This is a genomic window from Aeromonas sp. QDB39 (genome assembly GCF_027707585.1).
Classification (GTDB): Bacteria; Pseudomonadota; Gammaproteobacteria; order Enterobacterales; family Aeromonadaceae; genus Aeromonas; species Aeromonas hydrophila.
Map to the genome: position 1 here is coordinate 25,083 of NZ_JAPCIV010000011.1, position 18,029 is coordinate 43,111.

Sequence of the window (18,029 nt, forward strand, 5' to 3'; positions counted from 1 at the left end):
CGCCATTGTGGCGCTTCTGTCGGGTGGCTGGCAAATGGGTCAGCCGAAGGTCTGGCTGAGCACCTTGAGCTGCTTGGCCCGCTCCAGCAGCTCCTGACTGGAGTCGTCGACCTCCTGCATCTTCTGGCTGTTGGCGTGGGAGTACTCGGAGATCTGGTTGATGCTGCGACTGATGTCCTCCACCACCGTCTGCTGCTGCTCGGCGGCGGCGGCGATCTGGGTGGAGAACTCGGTGACCAGCTCGATCTCCTGCAGCACGCTGTGCAGGCTGCTGGAGCCCTGGCGGGTCATCTCGGCGCATTCGCGGGTCTGCTGCAGGTTCTCCTGCATCATCCCCTTCCAGCGGCCCAGGGTGTGCTGGATCTGCTGGATGCTGCCCTGGATCTGCTCGGTCGCCTTGTGGGTGCGGGTCGACAGGGTACGCACCTCGTCTGCCACCACCGCAAAGCCGCGCCCCTGCTCGCCGGCCCGGGCCGCCTCGATGGCGGCGTTGAGCGCCAGCAGGTTGGTCTGGTCGGCGATGCCCTGGATCTCCCCCATCACGCTGCCGATCCGCTCCGACTCGCTGGCCAGCTCCACCGCCGAGTTGAAGGCCTGCTCCGCCTGTCTGGCGAGCTGTTCGATGCGCTGCTCGGTCTGGGCCAGCTGCTTGTCCGTGTGCTGGCAGCGGCTGCGGGCCTCGTTGACCTGACCGTTGGAGTCCTGGATGTTGCGGGCGATCTCGTGGGCCGTGCTGGCCATCTGGGTCATGGCGGCGGCCATCTGCTGGGTCTGGGCATCCTGCTCGTTGATGTCGAGGCAGGCCTGATGGGAGGCCTGTTTCAGGTTGGTGGCCAGGGTCTGCAGCGGATTGGTCGCATCGTTGACCCGGCCCAGTACGGTGCGGATGCGGGCCTGCAGCATCTTGATGTGAAAGTCGGCGATGGCGCCGGGGCCGTCCCCTGAGTAGACCAGCCGGGTCAGGCTGTCGTATTCGCGACCGAGCTGCTGCAGATAGAGCGGCAGGGCGAAGAGCTCGCGCCAGTAGGCGCCGCCGATGAGCAGCAGGGGCAGCAACATCAGCAGGGCGATCATCGGGCCCTGACTGCTGGCGGCCCAGCCCAGCAGGCCGAGCAGCAACAGAGCGAGCAGCGGCAGGCGGGCACGGGCGAGGGAGGGGAGGCGGCTGCTGGTACCGCGCTCCGCCTTGAGCAAGGCCTGGTAGGTCTGGCTGGCGATGCGCTTGAGCTGGGGATCCGGCTTGCAGCGCACCGACTGGTAGCCGCTGATCCGGTTGCCCTCGTAGATGGGGGTCACATAGGCATCGACCCAGTAGTAGCGGCCATCCTTGCAGCGGTTCTTCACCATGCCACGCCAGGGTTTGCCCTCCTTGAGGCGGGCCCAGAGATCGGCGAAGGCGGCCTTGGGCATGTCGGGGTGGCGTACCAGGTTGTGATTGTGGCCGACCAGCTCCTCGACGGGGTAGCCGGCGATGCGGCAGAAGGCGGGGTTGGCGTAGGTGATCACCCCGCGCAGATCCGTGGTGGAAACCAGTTGTTCGTCGGCAGGAAACTCCACTTCGCTGTCCAGGGTATGGACGTCTCTGCGGGCCATAGGAATACGCTCCGATGTTCTTGTTGATAACTTTGTCGTTGTTATTGTGGCAGATCTGGAGGTGGCTGCAGGCTCGCGCCAGCAGGCGGCAGACCGGCTTCATAGGGGGCTGAATTTTGCCAACAATGGCGGATGAATGGTAGGGGCAAGTTGATGTTTTGTTGGCGAATCGTAAAAAAAAAGGCGGCCATCGGGCCGCCAAGGAAAAAAGATAACACTACCTCTGTGGTACCCGGTAACGCACCTGAAGCTGGTCGAGGATCTGCAGCTGGCCCGGCAGACGGGCGGCGAAGTGCTCCCACGCCTTGCGGGCGGGGTCGCTCCAGGCCACCTCGGCGGTCGCCAGCATGCGCGGGAACAACATATAGTCGAGGCGATCGCGAGAGGTGATCAGCTCCGACCATAAGGGGCTCAACACCCCCAGGATGTTATCGTTGGCATGGAAATCGGCTGGGGCCGGGTCGCACGCGTAGACCTGCGCCAGATTGAGGGTGCCCGCCCAGTAGAGGCCGGGTTCATGGATGTCCTGGCTCCAGGCGAGATCCAGATAGAGGTGCTGGGCCGGTGCCATCACCACCGGATAACCCGCCGTCGCCGCGTCGAGCCCGGCCTGGAAGCTGGTCCAGGCGAAGATGGTGGCGTCCCGGCTCACCTTGTCGCCGTGCAATATCTCCTCCCAGCCCAGCATCCGCTTGCCCTTGCCGGCCAGGTACTGCTGGCAGTGGCGCAGCAGGTGGCCCTGCAGCTCGCGGCAATCCTGATACCCCTGCTGCTTCATCAGCTGCTGGCAGGCGGGGCTGTCGGTCCAGACCCCGGCGGGCACCTCGTCCCCCCCCATGTGCACCAGCGGCCCCGGGAACAGTTCGCACACCTCGTCCATCACGGCTTCCAGGAAGCGGTAGGTGCCGGGCAGCGCCGGGTTGAGCACGTTGTCGTCAAAATATTGCACCGACAGGTAGCGGGAGCGGTCGGCCTCCTCCACCAGCAGCTCGGGCAGCGCCTTGATGGCGGCGTGGCAGTGACCCGGGATGTCTATTTCCGGAATGATGGTGATGCCGAGCCCGGCGCCGTAGGCCACCAGCTCGCGCACCTCGCTCTGGGTGTAGTAGCCGCCGTAGGGCTCGGGGCCACCGCTCAGCTGGGGCCCCACCGGCAGGGCGTGGCCGCGCCAGGCGGCCAGCTCGGTCAGCTGGGGGAAGGCCTTGATCTCGAGTCGCCACCCCTCGTCATCGGTCAGGTGCCAGTGGAAGCGGTTGAACTTGTAGAGGCTCATCAGCTTGAGCAGGCGCTTGAGGGTGGCGAGGGAGTGAAAGTGGCGGGCACAGTCGAGAAAAATGCCGCGAAAACCGAAGCGCGGTGCATCGCTGAGCTCGATGCAGGGCAAGCTCTCGCCGTGCTGCAGATACCACTGGGCCAGGCTGACGAGGCCGTGGCGCCAGCCTGCCTCGCCGCTGGCGGCAATCACTATCTCCTCCGGGGTGATGGTCAGCCGGTAGGCCTCCGGGCCCAGCCCGCTTTCAACCAGCCGGATCTCGGCGTCGTGATCCTGCGCCAGCGCGAGCCCGGTCAGTTCGTTGAAGTGGGCCAGCAGCGGGCCGAGCAGGGGGCTCGGGCCGCTGACGTGGGCGCGCTCCGCCAGCCGGAAGTTGCCCTCCAGCAGCAACAGCCGATCCGGCTGGGGCACGATGCCGGCGAGGGGCTCCACTTCGGGCAGATCCGGTGCCGCAGCGGCGGATTGCGGCAGGCCCAGCTCCTCGCCGGTCAGCGCCACCGGCATCAGCTGGGGGCCGCCGCTGGCCTGGGGCAGGCTCAGGAAGAAGCCGCGCGGCATGTCGGAGAGGCGCTTGATGGGGGTGTTGCGACAGCAGAAGCACAGCTCGCTGGCCCCCGTTTGCGGGATCAAGACCTTGTAGCTGCCGCTCTGGCGCTCCAGCTCCCCCCCCTCTACCGAGCCGGGGTCGATGTGGCGGGCTAGGCAGAAGTGGAGTTTCCAGGGGGCATCCGGCAGCTGGCTCAGGCTGAAACGAAACCAGACGTCATCGCCGTCGCGTCGGTCGACCTGGGTGTGGATCAGGGGTGCAGACATGAAAATTCCTCTGATGGAGTGAAGGGGACGAACAGCCAGACAGCGTCCTTGTGGTATTGGTCAACCCCGGCCGGGAGCCGCAGGGCTGACATGGGTACCCCTCGCAGCGGGCAGACCGGGGTCAGGCCCGCACTTTGGGGTGGGGTGAATGGGGGCAGGTTCAGGGATGCAGACACGGGTAGGCCTCCGATCGGGCAAACAGGATGGCCCCCTCCAGTGCGTCGGCGCCGGGACTGACCAGCGGCAGGTGTGCCAGACGGGGGGCGAGGCGCATGCCGATGCCGCCGAGCAGGGCTATCCGGTCGGCACCCAGCTGGCGCATCCCCTCCAGCAGGGTAGCCAGCTGTTGGCAGGTCTCATCCAGCAGCTGGCAGGCGAGCTCGTCACCGTCGCTGGCGGCATCGAACACCCAGGGGGCGAAGCGGCCGTAGTCGGCCGGAATGGCGCGGGCGGCCCAGCGCACCACCTCGGCCTGATCCCGCTTGAAGTGATCGAGCAAGCGGATGGCCAGCGTGCTGGGGGGCAGGATGCCGTCGTGGCAGAGCAGGGATTGCTGGATGGCGCGCAGCCCCAGCCAGGCGCCGCTGCCCAGATCCGAGATGGGAAAACCGCGGCCGGAGCAGGTGTGCAGCTGGCCGTGGCGATAGAGGAGCCCGGCCGAGCCGGTGCCGGCGATGAGGATGGCACCTTCTTCGCCGCCAAAGGCGCCCAGGCAGGCACCGAAGGCGTCGGAGGTGAGCCGCACGCTCGCAAACGGGAAGGGCATGGTCAGCATGGCGTGATAGCAGTCGGCCAGCTCGGCGGAGGCAAGCGCCAGCCCGATCCCCATCCGTTGCTGGGCATCCTCAGCCAGGCCGGCCTCGATACGGGCCTGCTCGATGGCGGCCAGCACGTTGCCGTGGGCGAGCGCGATGCCGAGCTCCAGATTGGAGCCGGCGGCGCGCCCCTCGCCGAGCAGCTTGCCGGCCCGATCCCGAATGCGGGCACGGGTGTGGGTGCCGCCGCCATCGACCCCGACCCAGAACTCAATCATGTCGACCTCCATTTCCGTGCGCATTCTGCCAAGTGATGGCCAGAGCAAACCAGGCGGCGTGGGGGATCCACTGCTCGCCCCAGCGCCAGTTCTGATCCAGCCGATCCTTGTACGCCTCTGGAATGAATGCGATCTCCGCCTCGTCATCGAAGCCGGCGGTGATGCCGTTGCAGATCCCCCCCAGCGCATTGGGATAACCGGCGGTGTAGGCGGGGTTGTTGCTGCCATGGCCCGCCAGCATGCAGGCGTTGAAGGGATTCTGCCCCAGGATCCAGTCGAGCTGGTGCTGGCCGAAGCTGAGCAGCGGCTTGCGCTGGCGCGGCAGCTGGGCAGCGGCAGCAAACGCCATGGCGGCCAGCGACGCCAGCCGGGCGTTCTCCCCCTGCCACCAGTAACCCGACTCGTTGTGGTGGGGCATGAAAAAGCTCACCCGAGGGGCCTCATCGACCCCCTTCACATACTGGCGGGCGAGGGCGAACGGGTTGCCGGGGCGGGCGCACAGTGCCAGTTCGGCAGCCAGCGCCTGTTCGATGACGCGCTGGGCCGTCCCCTGGCGCGCCGGATCCGGCTCGATGGCGAGATACTCCAGCAGCGCCAGCACCGGCAGGCCCGCCTCGGCGGCGTGGTAGTAGGGGCGCGAGCCATCCTCGTTGGCCGACCAGTAGTGGCCGAGCTCCGGGTGAGGGCGCTGGCGGGCGCACAGCTTGTCGGCCCGCACTCTGGCTTCTGCCAGCCACTCGGGGCCCAAGGTGCGGGTCAGTTCGATGGCGGACAGCAGGGCGCAGTAGTCGTCGATGATGTTCTCGACCCCGTCGTCCAGATAGGCCGAGTTGTGTTCGCGCAGGTGCAGGTAGCCGCGGCGGGCCGCCTCGGCGTAACGGCTGGCATCAACGTCGCCGCTGACGCTCTCGCGGGCGGCGCGGGCGAGCGCCGCGATGGCCATGCCGCCCCCTTGGCGAAAACCTGCCTGCCAGTGGGCGGACTTGATCCCCTGCTGGGTGGCGTAGGCGCATAGCTCGCGCTGGGCGGGATCCTTGCTCCACTTGTCGAACAGGGTCATGTAGAAGAAGCCCGACTCATCCTGCATCCGGCAGAGGAAATCCGCGCCGTGCAGTGCCTCGTCGTTGAGCCGCTTGCAGAGGTTCACCCCGTCGATGTCCTGGCGCGGGGCCAAGAGCTCGCGGCACTTGAGCAGGGACCAGACCACCATGGGGGTCTGCTGGGGGTTGAGGTAGTTAGCGTAGGAGAGGTGGCTCAGGTACTTGCTCACATCCCCGCTGGCGTCATACCAGCCGCCGTGCACGTCTTTGCGCTGATCGCTGCCAAACAGGCGGGCGCTGCGGTCGGCCCGATCGAAGGCGCCACTGGCGCGCTGCCCCTTGAAGTAGTGAATGACGTCGGAGAGGCAGCGGCTGGCCAGCAGATCCTGGCCGATGGTGAAGGGGGCGGTGCGCACGATGCGCTCCTTGGCGCCCGTCTGGATGAGGGCCTCCAGCCGGTAGTGGCCGGGCTCTTTGCAAGGGGAGAAGTCGGCGCGCCAGTAGTGGCGCCCCTGCCAGCCCTCGACCTGGCCGGCCGGCAGCAGCGGGACTTCCAGCAGGATGCGTTCGTCATCCTGGCGCAGCAGCCTGAGGTGGCCGCGGATATCGAGGTCGGTGTCGCTCTGCAGCAGGGCGATCTTCTCCCCGTCGCACTGGTAACCCACCTGATTGATCAAGAGTTCCATCAACGTCTTACTCCTGTGGCTCGCCTGGCGTGGCGAGGCACATTGCGGGGCCCTGACGGCCCCGTGGCGAGGCGTGGCCGGACGCCGTGTCCGGCCGGTCTGTCATTGGTAGAGGTAGCAGCGCACGAAGTGGTTGTCGGCGAGCTTGCTGACGGGGGGCAGGGTCTCCTTGCAGCGAGGCATCGCCTGATTGCAGCGCCCGGCGAAGGGGCAGCCGCAGGATTCCGGCGTCCAGAGCGGGATCTCCCCCTTGCGACCCCCCTCCAGTTCGGCGTGGATGCTCTTCTCGGGGTCCGGCACCGCCGAGATGAGCAGCTGGGTGTAGGGGTGTTGCGGGTGGTGCAGGATCTCGTCCACCTCGCCCCACTCCACCATGTGGCCCACGTACATCACCGCCAGATCTTCGGCCACGTAGCGGGCGGTGGCGATGTCATGGGTGATGTAGAGCATGGAGACCCCGAGCTCATCCTTCATCTGCTCCATCAGGTTGAGGATGCCGATGCGAATGGAGACGTCGAGCATGGAGGTGGGCTCGTCCGCCAGCACCACTTCGGCCTCCACCGCCAGGTTGCGGGCGATGTTGACCCGCTGGCGCTGGCCGCCGGAGAGCTGGTGCGGGTACTTGGCCGCGGTGGCCTTGGCGGGGGTGAGCCCCACCTTCTCCAGCAGGCCATAGACCATGTCGGGCAGGTCTTTCTTGTCGATCACCTTGCTGTGCAGCAGCAGGGGGCGGGCGATGTGGTGGTAGATGGTGTGGGTCGGGTTCAGCGAACCGAACGGATCTTGCCACACCATCTGCACGCTCTGGCGGTAGTCGAGCAGGGCGGTGCCCTTGTTGAACTCCTCGAGGTCGCGGCCACGATAGAGGATGCGGCCGCCAGAGAGCTTGTACATCTTGGCGATGATCTTGGCGATGGTGCTCTTGCCGGAGCCGGACTCCCCCACCACTGCCAGGGCGCGGCCCCGGTGCAGGTTGAAGGTGATGTCCGATAGGGCCCGCATCTTGCCGCTCTTGATGGCGTTGGAGTTGACGGGGAAGTCCTTGTAGAGGTGCTGGACTTCGATGATGGGGGCGTCGGTTTGGGCGATTTGCATGACAGACATCCTTAACAGCCAGCGGCCTTGTCCAGATAGATCAGGGGATCTTGTTGCTCATCCTGCGCCTCATAGAGGTGGCAGGCGGTTTGTTGGCCGGGGCGGATCTCGGCCAGTTTGGTGTACTGCTGGCGGCAGCGCTCGTGCACCCTGGCGCAGCGGGCCTGAAAGCGGCAGCCCACCGGCACCTCCAGCAGGTTGAGCGGGGTGCCCGGGATCCCTTCCAGCACGGTTTTTGGGCCGTGCAGAGGCGGGAAGGAGTTGCCGAGCCCCTTGGTATAGGGGTGCAGCGGCGCGGTCAGGATCGCTTTGGCCGGCGCCACCTCCACCAGTTCACCGGCATACATGATGCCGATGCGATCGCAGAACTCGACCATCAAGGAGAGGTCGTGGGTGATGAACAGGATGGAGAAGTTGAACTTCTCTTTCAGCGCATAGACCTTCTGCAGGATCTCCCGCTGCACCACCACGTCGAGCGCCGTGGTCGGCTCGTCCATGATGAGCAGCTCAGGGTTGAGCGCCATGGCGATGGCGATCACCAGCCGCTGGCGCATGCCGCCGGAGAACTGGTGCGGGTAGTCCTTGAGCCGGCTCGGGTGGATGTCGACGATGGCGAGCAGCTCCTGGGCGCGCTTGATCGCCTCGTAGCGGGTCAGCCCCGGGTTGTGGGCCAGCAGCACGTCGCAGAACTGCTCCTCCATGCGAAGCACGGGGTTGAGCGCATTCATGGCGGACTGGAACACCACCGACACCTGCTGCCAGCGGTAGGATCGCAGGCGCTCGTCGCCGTAATGGAGGATGTTCTCCCCCTTGAACAGGATCTCGCCACCGCTGATGTAGGCGGGCGGCTTGTGCAGCCGCGCCACCGAGAAGGCGACGGTGGACTTGCCGCAGCCCGACTCGCCGGCCAGGCCGAACACTTCACCGGGGGCGATGTCGAAGCTGACCGAGTTGACGGCGCGCACGTCGCCGTTCTCGGTGATGTAGTCGACGCAGAGGTTGCGTACCGACAGCAGGGGTTGTTGCGATCTCATGCTGTCTTCTCCTGTACGGCCGGCACCGGCGTGGTGACGGGGGCGGCGAGTTTCTTCCAGCGATTGAGCCCCTTGTGGGAGCGCAGCTGCGGGTTGGCGATTTCGTCGATGGCGAAGTTGAGCAGGGCCAGGCCGGCACCGAGCGTTGCGATGGCGAAGCAGGGGGCCAGGATCTCCCACCAGGCGCCGACCAGGATGGCGCTCGAGGTCTGGGCGTTGTAGAGCATGATGCCCCAGCTCACGACGGTGGGGTCGCCCAGGCCGAGGAACTCCAGGGTCGCCTCGGTAACGATGGCGTAGATGATGGAGCCGATGAAGCTCACCCCGATGATGGAGATAAGGTTCGGCAGAATTTCCACCAGGATGATGCGCCAGGCCGGCTCGCCCAGCACCTCGGCGGCGATGACGAACTCTTTTTCGCGCAGCGCCAGAGTCTGGGCCCGGATGACGCGCGCGCCATAGGCCCAGGAGGTAAAGCCTATGATGAGCGCGATCACCGTCGGTGACGCCTCCCCGATAAAGCTTGCCAGCACCAGCAGCAAGGGGAGGTTGGGGATCACCAGCACCACGTTCATCAGGAAGGTGAGGCACTCGTCTATGACGCCGCCGAAGTAGCCGGCGGTGATGCCGACCGTGATGGCGAGGGCGCACACCAGAATGCCGGCACCGAAGCCCACCATCAGGGAGATGCGGGCGCCGTTGGTGAACTGGGCCCAGATGTCGTGACCCATGCGGGTGGTGCCCATCACGTACTCGGCACTGGGCGGCTGGTGCGGGCGGGAGACCCGCTTGGTCGGCTCGTAGCTGGCCAGCAGCGGGGCGAACAGCGCCATCAGCACGAAGCTGACCACGATGAAGAGGCCGCAGGCGGCCTTCTTGTTGCCCAGCAGGATTTTCAGAATAGTCGGCATGCGCATCTTATTTGTCTCCGGTACGCAGACGGGGATCCAGGAAGACGTAGAGCACGTCGGCCAGGAAGTTGAAGCTGAGCATGGTGATGGTCATGATGAGCAGCTGCCCCTGAATGAGCGGGTAGTCGCGGGCCAGAATGCCCTGATAGAGGGTCAGACCCAGTCCCGGGTAGTTGAAGATCACCTCGGTGATGAGAGATCCGCCGATGACGAAGCCCAGCGCCATGGAGAGGGCGGTGACGCTCGGCAAGATGGCGTTGCGGGCGCCGTAGTTGAAGATCACCCGGTTGCTGGAGAGCCCCTTGGCCTTGGCCATGGTGATGTAGTCCTCGCCGAGCAGGTTGATCATGTTGTTGCGCATGGTGATGAGAAAGCCCCCCACCTGCACCATGGCCAGGGTGCCTACCGGCATGATGGCGTGGGTCAGGATGCTCTTGATGTGCTCCCAGCCCCAGTCAGGCTTGATCTCCGGGCTGTAGGCGTAGCCGATGGGCAGCCACTCCAGGCTCACCCCGAACAGGAAGAGCGCCAGCAGCGAGATGACCACCGGCGGAATGGCCTGCATCACCAGGGTGAGTGGGGAGAGGAAGCTGTCCATGCGTCCACCCCGGTGCCAGGCGGCGAAGATGCCGACGATGGAACCGATGGAGAAGCTCAGAATGGTGGAGGTGCCCACCAGGAACAGGGTCCAGCCGATGGCGCGGCCGAGCACGTCGGCGACCGGTTGGGGGTAGTAGCGCACCGAGGTGCCGAGATCCCAGGTGAAGACACTCTTCACATAGGTGAGAAATTGGGTGCCGATGGGGCCGTCCACGAACCCGAAGGTGGCCTTGAGGGCTTCTAGGGCGGCGGGTTCCATCATGGCGCCGGCCCGGGCAAACATGACGGAGACGGGATCCCCCGGCATGGCTCTGGGTAGCAGGAAGTTGATGGTGGCGGCCACCAGAAAGGCGACCAGATAGAAGGAAAAGCGTCTCAGTATGAATCCCATGATGATACCTTTTACTGCTGGTCCGCCCCGCGCCGGGCATAGTTACCCCAACCCCGGCAGAGCCGGGAAAAGGGGGATGGGCGGGGAAGAGGGCCCCCCGCAGGGGGCCGGGATTGATTAGCTGTTCGGCTTGAGTGACAACACGTGCAGCAGACGCTCCGGGGTGTCCGGGTGAACCTGCGGCTTGGCGACCGGGTTGTCGGCACTGAACCAGCCGTGGAAACGCTTGGTGCTGTATTCGTACCAGGTCGGGTTGTTGAACACCGGGATGATGGTCTGGTTGGCACCGACCCTGTCCTGGATCTCGAACATGATCTCCTTCTGCTTGGCGGCATCGGCGGTCTGGGTGAAGTCGTCGATCAGCTTGTCCAGCGCCGGATCCTTGTAGCGGGGCGCCGCAAAGCGGTTGCCGCGCTCACCCATGTTGCGGGAGTGGAAAGCCGTCTCGAAGTACTTGTGCGGGTTGGCACCGGCAAAGTAACCCTGCAGGGCGACGTCGAAGTCACCGGTGATGAGGTTTTCAGTCCAGACGGTGGCTTCCGGGGTGGCGGTCTTGGCGTTCAGACCCAGTGCCTGCAGCCCTTCCACGCCGATCTGTGCGGTGTTGACCCAGTCGGTCCAGCCGTTCGGTACCAGCACCTTGAACTCGATCTTCTGGCAGGTGGGGGTGTCGAGGAACTTGTCGCCGTCACAATCCTTATAGCCGGCCTGCTTCAGCAGGGCCTTGGCGCCTTCCAGATCGAACTTGTTGTACTTGCCGTACTTCTTGTCCACTTCCGGGTTGTTCCAGGAGTCAAAGGCTTTGCCGAGCCCTGACGGGTACTCGTTGACGGTCGGGTAGCCGTAGCCCGCGATATCCACCATGGACTGGCGATCCATCGCCATGGAGAAGGCGCGACGGAAGTTGATGTCGTTGAAGGCTTCGTGGTTGCCCGGTTTCTTGGCCTGGAAGTTGACGTTGAACGCCACCGTGCCGGAGGCCGGGAACCAGTACTTGTTGTTCTTCGGATCGTTGCCGACGTAGAGGCGCTCGATGTCCGGCACGAAGGAGCCGAACCAGTCCACGTCACCCTTCATCACTGCGGCCAGTACCTGGTCGTTGGTGGCCATCTGCGGCATGCGCAGGCAGTCGATGGAGAGGTTGGCGTTGTCCCAGTAGTGCGGGTTGCGGCACTGGGTGTAGAGCTGGGCGGAGAAGTTGTCCACTTCGGTGAAGGGACCGGTGCCGACCGGCTTGTCGTTGGTGAAGGCGACCGGGTCTTTCACCGATTTCCACTGGTGTTCGGGCACGATGGGTACCAGTACCAGATCGTTCACCACGTTGGTGTTGACGTCGGTCAGGTCGAACTTGACCTTGTTGGGGGCCAGCTTCTCGACGCTCTTGATCTGGGTCCAGATTGAGCGCTCGTCCAGCGCCTTGTTGGCCTTGACCAGATTGAAGGAGAACAGGATGTCATCGGCGGTAAAAGGCTGACCGTCCGACCACTTCACACCGTCACGCAGATCGAAGGTGACGGACTTGAGGTCCTTGCTGAACTCGTAGTGGGTGGCCAGACGATAGACGGGTTTGCCACCCTGCATATCGTTGAAGATCACCAGCGGTTCATAGATGAAGTGACGAGTGGTGTGCAACAGACCCGCTTGCAGGAAGGGGTTGAAGTTCTTGACCCACGCGGTCTCCTGTTGTGCGACCAGGGTCAGCACCGTCTTGTTGTCGGCCGCCATGGCGTTGCCGGCAGCGCCGGCAAGCATCATGGTGCCCAGCATTACAGCAGTAGAGATTTTGGATACTTTGGCAAGCATATTATTTCCTTTCTTATTTATATTCCTTGTTTGGATTTGAGCACCGACTTCGCATGCTGGGGAGGTCGGCCCTCAATGTTGGCCAGGTTTTGCACCCTTGTAGTTGTGTCATCCAACGTCCCTAGCAAAGCAGAGTTAACAGGAAAACAACAACTGTTCAGATCGTCGATATCGTAAAAATCGACGCCCTCACGTCAATTTCGTCAAAACCGCTTTTAACTCGATTTAAATCATCAGGTTATGTTAATTGCTTTGGCGTAATAAGTCCCTGTCAATCGACCTTCCATGACAATTGTGTGAATTGGATCGGCTCTCGTTTTGACGTATGGCGAAGGCTTAATTCTGCACAAAAAAAAACCGCCCCGGCAAGTGTGAGCCAGGGCGCAGATTGGGCGGTGGATATCAGGGCTTGCGGTTGGCGAGCTGACGCAGGGTCTGGGCGCTGTGGTGCAGCTGCTGGCGCTGGGCCTCGTTGAGCGGGCTGTGGCTCAGCACATACTCGGCGGTGGCGACCACCGTCTTCCAGCGTGGCGCCTTGGGCAGGGTATCCAGGCTCAGGTACTTGTCGAGGGTGCGGGTCTGCGGGCTGGAGCGGTCCATGTAGACCCGCCACAGCTTGCTCTTCTCGGCCAGCACTATCTTGCCCTTGCCAGTGCTCTGCTGCCAGGCATCCAGGGTGAGTCGCATGGTGTCCACCAAGGCGCGGCGCAAGGGCTCGTCATCCTGCTGGCGGATGAGGTCGTCGGCGAGCGAGCGGAACTCCCCGCCCAGCCGGCTCAGCTCGCCCAGTAGCTGGCCATCCTCGATGATGGCCTGGCGTGACAGGCTCTTGAGGGCGTTCTCCAGCGCCATCACCCGGTTCTCGTCCTGCCGCAGTTCGGTGCTGAGGGTGAGGGCGAAGGCGGCCTGGCCTCCCAGGCTGATGGGCAGGGCGCGGGCATTGAGCTCGTCTTTTTGACCGGCCACCAGAAACGCCAGCTGCTGCTCCCCCCGATCGTGCAGATCGGGCCACTGGCTGGTCAGCGGGCTGGCCAGCCAGTCGTCCAGCGGTTGCCCCTCCATGGCTTCCGGCTCCTGGCCCAGCAGGCGGGCCAGCGCGCGCGAGGCGAATAGCACTGTGCCCTGGCCATCGATGAACACCATGGGGTCGGCCCCTTCGCCGAGCAGACCCAGCAGCCGCTCCTGATCCTGATGCAGCTGCTCCTGCAGCAGCAGACGGTGCTCTATCTCCTGTTTGAGAAGGCGGTTCTCCACCAGAGAGGCGCGCCCGGCGCAGGCTTCCAGCAGGGCTCTGACCCGGGCGAACAGCTCCTCCTTGCAGAAGGGTTTCACCAGATAGTCGTTGGCGCCGGCGTTGAAGCCCTCCTCGATGTCCTTGGGCTGGTTGAGGGCGGTGAGCAGCAGTACCGGCAGCTTCTCCTTGGGGTGCTGCTGGCGCAGCCGGCGGCAGACGTCGAAACCGGAGAGGGTGGGCATCATCACGTCCAGCAGGATGAGGTCGACCGGCTCCTGAGCCAGCTTGGCCAGCGCATCGTGGCCGTCGCTGCTGGGCAGGATGCGATAACCGCAGGGCTGCAGCAGGTGGCGCAGGATGTGCAAATTGATGGGCTCGTCGTCCACCACCAGGATGAGGGGGGCATCCTCGGGGGGAGGCGGGAGGTCATCGCTCTCCCAGTCCGGCAGGATCAGCGGCTGCTGGCGCACCAGCTGGTGTTCGATCTGGCGGCTGTCGAGGGTCAGGCTGCCCGCCTTGCCGCTGGCGAGCGGCAGGGTGAAGGCGAAGGTGGAGCCGACGCTCGGCTCGCTCTCCACGAACAGCTCGCCCCCCATCAGGTGCACCAGCTGGCGGGTGATGGAGAGGCCAAGGCCGGCCCCCTGCTTGCTGACCTCCGGGCTCATCTGCACCAGCGGCTCGAAGATGTGCTCCAGGTGATCCGGGGCTATGCCGATGCCGGTGTCGGTCACCTTGATGCGCAAGAAGTTGCCCTCCACCAGGGCGCTCAGCACCACCTTGCCCTGCGGGGTGTATTTGATGGCGTTGCCCACCAGGTTGTAGAGCACCTGCTCGAGCCGCTGCTCGTCGGCCAGCACCGGCGGCAGCTCCACCGGGCTGATGTCCACCAGAGTCAGGGGCTTGGCCTGCACCAGGTGCTGGCAGAGATCCAGCACCAGCCTAATGACCCCCTTGGAGGAGACCGGCTGGGGGTGGATCTCCAGCTGGCCGTAGCGCATCTGGTGGTAGTCGAGCAGATCGTCCACCAGCCGGGCCAGGCCGTCGGCGCTCTTGATGATGAGCCCCAGCTGTTTTTGCTGCCCTTCGGTCAAGTCCTGCTGGCTGGCGAGCATGGACTCGGCCATCCCCTTGATGCCGTGAATGGGGGTGCGCAGCTCGTGGGAGGTGTTGGCCAGCAGCTCATCCTTGAGCTTGTCCGCCTGCTGCAGACTGAGGTTCTGCTTGTGGGTCAGCTTGACCTGCTGCTGCAGCTCCTGGGTCTGGCGTTCGATGAGTTCGATCTTGTCCTTCACCGAGCGCTGCATGTGGCGAAACGCCTGGGCGAGCCGGTCGATGTCGTCATCGGTGCGTTCGATGGCGATGGGGTGATCCAGCGCACCGTCGGCCACCTGCTCGGCGGCGGCGGTGAGGGAGCGCAGCGGTGCCGTGATGGAGTGGGAGAGCCAGCGGGAGAAGAGGATCAGCAGCAGCAATGAGCCGGCCCCCAGCAGGATCACCAGGGTCTCCAGCTGGCGGATGGGGCGATAGGCCTCGCTGGTGGAGATCTCGGCGATGAAGGCCCACTCGGTGTCGAACACCTTCACCTGGGTGTAGGCGGCCAACACTTCGTCATCGTGATAAGAGCGAAACAGCCCGACCCCCTGCTCGCCAGAGAGTGCCTTGACCACCAGCGGGGTCTGCAGCGGCCGGAAGTTGGGGCTAAAGCTATTCTCCACGCTGAATTCAGGCGCCAGCCAGGCGTTGGCCCGCATCCGCTTGTCCGGGCCGATGAGGATGGTCTCGCCGGTCTCGCCGAGCCCTTCCCGCTCCGCCATGATCTGGTTGAGCTTGTCAGGCAGCAGCTCGAAGATCACCACGCCGCGCACATAGTCGTACTGCATCACGGGAGCCGCCATGTAGGCGACCACCTGGCCGGTCAGCTCGTTGCGGCCAAAATCGGTGAACTCGAAGATCTGCTGCGGCTTCTGGCCGCCGTCGAGGCGCCGCTTGATCTTGGCGAAGGTGCTGCCAAGGCCGCTCGACTGGTAGGGGCCGGAGAGCAGGTTGGTGGCGAAGTTGGCGTGCTTGGTGACCGAATAGACCACGTCGCCGTTGAGATCGATGAGAAAGATGTCGCTGTAGTTGGACTTGCGCACCATGTCGGCGTAGCCGCGGTGAAAGCGCTGGTGCACCCGGCCGTACATCTCGTCCGCCAGGATCAGGGCGCTGATGGAGGGTTCGATGTCGCTGGTGCTGTCGGGTTTTTGCAGCTGATCCCAGGAGCCCGGCACATAGCGGGCCTGGGCACGGGCACGGGCCTCCTGCGGTGTGGTGCCGAGTTTCTCGAAGGCACCGGTGAAGCCGTAGAAGCGACCGATACTGTTGCCGGCAAAATCCTGCTGGGAGAAGTTGATGATCTGCTCTTTGAGGTTGCCGAAATAGTCTTCCAGCTGGTTCTTCTTGATGTTGCGAACGGAAACCAGATGGTTGGAAGTCTGGGTGGTGAGATCCTTGCCGTGGCTATAGAGGAAAAACAGGGTGACGACCAGGAAGGGCACCATGGCTAGCATGAAAAATGCCAGCATCAGCTGCGGCCTGAGCCCACGGGGCTTGAAGATCCATTTCATCGGGTGATTTTCAATTGAGAATCCGGTTACTAACCGCAGCAAGTCTCTGACTAAAGGCTAATCATTTCAATGACTTTATCTCAAATTCGCCTGTGGGGTCACAGCCTGGTGCGGATTTTTTGGGCAAGCCGTCTAAACCCTGAGCAAACAGCACGGGAAAGGGCTCAAAGTGCGAAAAAAGGGTTGTGCCCGCGCTCGGGGTACGTATAATGCGCCTCGTTGTCAGGTAACTGGCAGCAAGCAGTACAGGCGGGAATAGCTCAGTTGGTAGAGCACGACCTTGCCAAGGTCGGGGTCGCGAGTTCGAGTCTCGTTTCCCGCTCCAATTTTCCATGGCACCAATCATGGATATCACTTTCAAGGCAATGCCTTGTCAGCATGGCGCGTTAGCAAAGCGGTTATGCAGCGGATTGCAAATCCGTTTAGTCCGGTTCGACTCCGGAACGTGCCTCCATCTTCTCCTCGTTTCATTTCTTAAAGCATTTCATCACACCAGCCCAGTGTGGATCACTCTGCTCAATATCCTTGCTGCAACAACAGCTGCTCACAGCCCTGTTGCTGCCACTCCCGTTCCAGATAGCGGTTGACCTGCGTCAGATCCTGTCCCCGGTATTGAAACTGCACTTCGGCCGAGTGTTCGGTCACATCCATTATCTTCTGTTTCAACTGGCCGCATTGCCACATGCTGACAGTCGGCGCTCCCTTGTAGGCCAGCGTGATGCTGTCGGCCTGGTTGAGCTGCCAATCCTGCCATTCCGACCAGAGCAGCAGGCCCAGTATCCCTATGATCGCCATTTCTGCGGGTTTCATCGCACCGACTCCATCTTGAGTGCCAACTCATTAAATCTGGTCGACGGGAGCTGCTTTGCCAGCTTTTGTTGCCTGTAAGTTAATAGATGTAACCAAATTTCACTTTAAGGCTTTTAAGGGATCTTTTTGCAAAAAAATGGGAATCTTGGTGTAGTAATCCTACAAATTGTGGAGTAATCTTTGCTCAGTGGTCTTACCAGTAAGGAGTTCTATCATGTTTCATCCCTATTCCCTGACTCAGATAATTCTTCGTCGCATCTATGTGCTGCTGGTGGGTATGCTGGCTTTCCCGGTGATGCTGTTTCGCAGCGATCGGGCCCGTTTCTACAGCTATCTGCACCGGATCTGGAACAAGACCAGCACCAAGCCGGTATGGCTCAAGATGAGCGAGCGTGGCGAGCGGATCTTCTACTAAGTCAGGTTTCAATTGAAAAAGACAGCTGCGGCTGTCTTTCTTGTCATTAAGTATCGACCGCCGATGCCCGCACGGTTGTATCGTGCCAATCAGACCCCGCCCTCTAGCGGGGTTTTTTATTGCCTGCATCTCGGGTATTGGCGGCGGCAGAGTGGCGTAGAACACATCTGCATGGCGAAAGAGCATTTGAAAGGTGAATGAAATAACCCTTTAAAAACAGCCTGTTGTCAATTGTGTTTTTTATAGATGTGCCGATTTTGCATTTTTTTTGAAATCAATTTGCCGGCGCTCCGGTTCTATGGAGGGCATCCGGTCGTGACCGATCGGGCACACCACACACAATCAGAAGGAACAGAAAATGAACGTTAAAAAGAGCACTGCCATCGCCTCCGCCATGACCGGTCTGCTGGCCCTCGGCGCCCAGTTCGTCGCCGCCCCTGCCATGGCGGCCGATGAGAAGGAGAAGTGCTACGGGGTGGTGAAGGCGAGCAAGAACGACTGCGCGACCAAGACCAGCTCCTGCGCCGGTACCGCCAAGATGGATGCCCAGGGTGACGCCTTCGTAGTGGTGCCAAAGGGGCTGTGCGAGAAGCTGGCAGGCGGCTCGCTGCAACCCAAGTAAGGCTGGGTGCCACGGTGTTGCCTCAGGGGCACCGTGGCCTTCTTTTGGCTGGTTTGCAGCGAGGCTTTGC

The 18,029-nt window shown here is 63.2% G+C and carries 13 protein-coding genes and 2 tRNA genes; 4 read left to right on the top strand and 11 right to left on the bottom strand.

Annotation, left to right across the window (positions count from 1 at the left end):
* Positions 1–39: 39 nt before the first annotated feature.
* From PG899_RS08130 to PG899_RS08175, 10 genes are all read right to left on the bottom strand, one after another.
* Positions 40–1,593, bottom strand: a complete 1,554-nt coding sequence (locus tag PG899_RS08130; protein ID WP_190283964.1) for a methyl-accepting chemotaxis protein — start codon at positions 1,591–1,593, stop codon at positions 40–42.
* A 217-nt stretch (positions 1,594–1,810) separates the two neighbouring features.
* Entirely contained in the window at positions 1,811–3,679 is a 1,869-nt protein-coding gene (locus tag PG899_RS08135; protein ID WP_044800501.1) for a beta-N-acetylhexosaminidase, read from the bottom strand.
* Between the two features lie 160 nt (positions 3,680–3,839).
* Positions 3,840–4,712 (bottom strand): BadF/BadG/BcrA/BcrD ATPase family protein, encoded by an 873-nt coding sequence (locus PG899_RS08140; protein WP_190283965.1) that lies wholly within the window; start codon positions 4,710–4,712, stop codon positions 3,840–3,842.
* The gene (locus PG899_RS08145) at positions 4,705–6,438 is read right to left on the bottom strand and encodes a glycoside hydrolase family 9 protein (RefSeq protein WP_190283966.1); all 1,734 of its coding nucleotides are present in this window, start codon (positions 6,436–6,438) and stop codon (positions 4,705–4,707) included. The genes PG899_RS08140 and PG899_RS08145 overlap by 8 nt, the downstream gene beginning before the upstream one ends.
* A 102-nt stretch (positions 6,439–6,540) precedes the next feature.
* A complete protein-coding gene (locus tag PG899_RS08150; RefSeq protein ID WP_016351558.1) occupies positions 6,541–7,533 on the bottom strand; it encodes an ABC transporter ATP-binding protein in 993 nt (330 codons plus the stop codon).
* Positions 7,534–7,544: 11 nt separating this feature from the next.
* Entirely contained in the window at positions 7,545–8,567 is a 1,023-nt protein-coding gene (locus PG899_RS08155; RefSeq protein WP_011706885.1) for an ABC transporter ATP-binding protein, read from the bottom strand.
* On the bottom strand, positions 8,564–9,484 hold the full coding sequence (locus tag PG899_RS08160) for an ABC transporter permease (RefSeq protein ID WP_011706884.1): 921 nt from the start codon (positions 9,482–9,484) through the stop codon (positions 8,564–8,566). Before PG899_RS08160 ends, PG899_RS08155 begins: the two co-directional genes overlap by 4 nt.
* A gap of 1 nt (position 9,485) precedes the next feature.
* Positions 9,486–10,469: an ABC transporter permease gene (locus PG899_RS08165; protein ID WP_190283967.1), complete on the bottom strand. Its 984-nt coding sequence runs from the start codon at positions 10,467–10,469 to the stop codon at positions 9,486–9,488.
* Positions 10,470–10,586: 117 nt separating this feature from the next.
* The gene (locus tag PG899_RS08170) at positions 10,587–12,272 is read right to left on the bottom strand and encodes an ABC transporter substrate-binding protein (protein ID WP_043160064.1); all 1,686 of its coding nucleotides are present in this window, start codon (positions 12,270–12,272) and stop codon (positions 10,587–10,589) included.
* 402 nt (positions 12,273–12,674) lie between these two features.
* On the bottom strand, positions 12,675–16,112 hold the full coding sequence (locus PG899_RS08175; RefSeq protein WP_270697331.1) for a hybrid sensor histidine kinase/response regulator: 3,438 nt from the start codon (positions 16,110–16,112) through the stop codon (positions 12,675–12,677).
* A gap of 249 nt (positions 16,113–16,361) precedes the next feature.
* Between PG899_RS08175 and PG899_RS08180 the strand changes: the two genes are divergently transcribed.
* Together PG899_RS08180 and PG899_RS08185 are read left to right on the top strand one after the other, a co-directional pair.
* A tRNA-Gly gene (locus PG899_RS08180) sits at positions 16,362–16,437 on the top strand.
* A 55-nt stretch (positions 16,438–16,492) separates the two neighbouring features.
* Positions 16,493–16,566, top strand: a tRNA-Cys gene (locus PG899_RS08185).
* A 62-nt stretch (positions 16,567–16,628) separates the two neighbouring features.
* Here the strand turns inward: PG899_RS08185 and PG899_RS08190 are convergent.
* Positions 16,629–16,922 (bottom strand): hypothetical protein, encoded by a 294-nt coding sequence (locus tag PG899_RS08190; protein ID WP_190283968.1) that lies wholly within the window; start codon positions 16,920–16,922, stop codon positions 16,629–16,631.
* A 214-nt stretch (positions 16,923–17,136) separates the two neighbouring features.
* Here PG899_RS08190 and PG899_RS08195 point away from each other — a divergent pair, with 214 nt between their 5' ends.
* Both PG899_RS08195 and PG899_RS08200 read left to right on the top strand, forming a co-directional pair.
* Positions 17,137–17,337 carry a YbfA family protein gene (locus tag PG899_RS08195; RefSeq protein WP_011706879.1) on the top strand — a complete coding sequence of 67 codons (201 nt, stop codon included), beginning with the start codon at positions 17,137–17,139 and terminating at the stop codon, positions 17,335–17,337.
* A gap of 358 nt (positions 17,338–17,695) precedes the next feature.
* Entirely contained in the window at positions 17,696–17,959 is a 264-nt protein-coding gene (locus PG899_RS08200; protein WP_016351554.1) for a BufA1 family periplasmic bufferin-type metallophore, read from the top strand.
* The last annotated feature ends 70 nt before the right edge of the window (positions 17,960–18,029 follow it).